General features: G+C 52.1%; 1 protein-coding gene and 1 pseudogene. One reads left to right on the top strand and one right to left on the bottom strand.

Annotated elements, in window-relative coordinates; translation table 11 throughout:
• On the top strand, positions 1-428 hold a 428-nt coding region (locus tag ACTG3X_RS14360), incomplete at its 5' end, for an FAD-binding protein (RefSeq protein ID WP_439111960.1).
• A gap of 492 nt (positions 429-920) precedes the next feature.
• Here the strand turns inward: ACTG3X_RS14360 and ACTG3X_RS14355 are convergent.
• Positions 921-1421: pseudogene (locus ACTG3X_RS14355) on the bottom strand (transposase); the annotation flags it as partial.
• Positions 1422-2247 lie beyond the last annotated feature (826 nt).

Here is a 2247-nt window from a genome sequence, read left to right as displayed (position 1 = left end):
CAGCAGTTGCAGACCCTGCGCTTTCGTCATGGGTTGAAGACAAGGTCGCGGCCTCTGATCGCCCTGAGCTGACTTCGGCTGGTGTGGTTGTCTCTGGTGGCCGTGGTGTCGGCTCGCTGGATGACTTTAAGATGATCGAACAACTCGCCGACAAGCTCGGCGCAGCCGTCGGCGCCTCGCGCGCGGCTGTGGACTCAGGCTACGCACCGAACGACTGGCAAGTGGGTCAGACGGGCAAGGTTGTTGCGCCTGAGCTTTATGTGGCTGTCGGGATTTCTGGCGCGATCCAGCACCTCGCGGGCATGAAAGACAGCAAGATCATCGTGGCGATCAACAAAGACGAGGAAGCGCCGATCTTCCAAGTCGCGGACTACGGCCTCGTCGCGGATCTGTTTACCGCTGTGCCAGAGCTGATCGAAAAGCTGTAAGCAAGACGAGGTTCACGCGCGTTGACGTGAAACAGGTGTAGATATGCCGTTACTCGCAGGACATTTCCTTTAACCTCTCACAACCGGGAAGTAGGAGATGTTTATAAAATCTATGGTGAAAACATCCGCCGCGCTCTCTAGGGCAACGCTGGTGCTGAGCTCTATCTGGCGCCCTCAGATGAAGAGACCACTGAGGAGCTGATCAAAGCCGTGCGCAAAACCACGAAGGCGGTTGTAACGCGGTTCCGTGCGTATGTTGAAACAGGGTAAGCATGCGTCGCTTTGGTTAGATTGAGGTTGATCGCAGCGAAGCGGTTTCGTTTTTAGTGTTACGTGGCGCCTGAGTTGTATTGCAGTATCGCGCACTGAAGCGGATAGATCGCCGATCTCTAGAGAAGCAGCGTGAGGCGGCATTGAACATGGGTGGCACTCTGTCTGCTGATGAGCTGGACTGTGCTTCGGAGATGAAACAGAGGCGTAAACAAACTTAATGGAGCGCGGAATGCAGAGCTTGGCTAGCGTCACGCGTGCCGACAGATGCGATCCTTCGACCAGTTTTACGATCTCTAGCTTCTCTGACGCGCCCTCTCATCGCTGCAAGCAGCGACTGCTAGGTGACAGATATCTCATTCGTGGTCGCCCCCACTGTCGTACATGCTTTTTTGAAGAAGTCGCAGTTCGAGCGTCTGCTCTGCAACCACTTCCTTGAGCTCACGCGCTTCACGACACAGATTTTTCACTTCGTCATTTGTGGCCGCTCGCGCGGTTGTCCCCAGTCAGACGCTTCTTCCCAGCTCCCATGAAGTCCTTGGACCATTTGTAATAGATGCCCTGGGAAATACCCTCACGGCGACACAGCACAGCAATGCTGTCTTCGCCAAGAAGGCCATCCAGCACGATCCTGGTCTTCTCTTCGGATGAATAGTGTTTGCGGGTCGCCCGCTTGATATCTTTGACGATCTTCTCGCCAGGGCTCTTGATTGTCTTTCTCATTGTCCACTCCTCAGTGGTTACGATCAGCCAAAAACACTCTCTTAGTAAATAACTCTATTTGGACCCATAGGCACTGACGTTAGACATCTATGAAAAACTTTAGGTTTTCGCCGCGCGTATGGTTTGTGATTGTTCCTCTAACAAGAGTCTATTGTTAGGAGCAACGAGCTACAGCTGGTCGTTTTTGTCCACACAGAAAACCGGACCTTAGCGCCCAGCGCAGGATCCAGCACATTGGGCTCAAACCCGGCTTCCGCCGTACCTTGCACGAAAGCCGGCTGTCGGGAAAGCGTCGAAATTTGCAAAGCTGCCTCCTGCGCATTACCTCCACACACATGATCTGAATGTCGAATTGTCGTGGGCGGGATTATACATGGACATGCTCTGGTCAACCGCTGGCTACAGTTTTGCCGATGCTTGTGTCCATGATAAAACATTTAAAAGCGACGAAACACCATGAATATCTGCGTGGCTTCAAGGGCTTTTAGGTTAAGTAATTGATTTTAAGTAGTTATTTAATCAAAAAGTTTTGACTTATAACCTGAAGGTCGAAACCTTAGGTTTCTGAGTAGTTTTGTTTTATCTCTTGCTGTCTGACATTGGAACGAGAGAGAGTTGGATTCTAGGCTGGCTCCCTCCGCCACTTCCTTTTCTCTCAAGTTTATCTGGTCCATGCCGTGTGGCAGGGCGTATGGCTTTGTGTATGGCAGCCAGTATGGACACTGAGGGAAGACAAGATGCGCGATAAGACTCTTATTCTGGTGCTGGGCGATCAGCTCAGTCATGAGCTTGCCTCACTCAAAGCCTGCGACATGGCGCAGTCTGT

The sequence above is a fragment of the Lentibacter sp. genome, from assembly GCF_965658795.1.
Lineage (GTDB): Bacteria > Pseudomonadota > Alphaproteobacteria > Rhodobacterales > Rhodobacteraceae > Lentibacter.
Note: the sequence above shows the minus strand (reverse complement) of the source record. Positions and strands in the feature narration are given on the sequence as shown.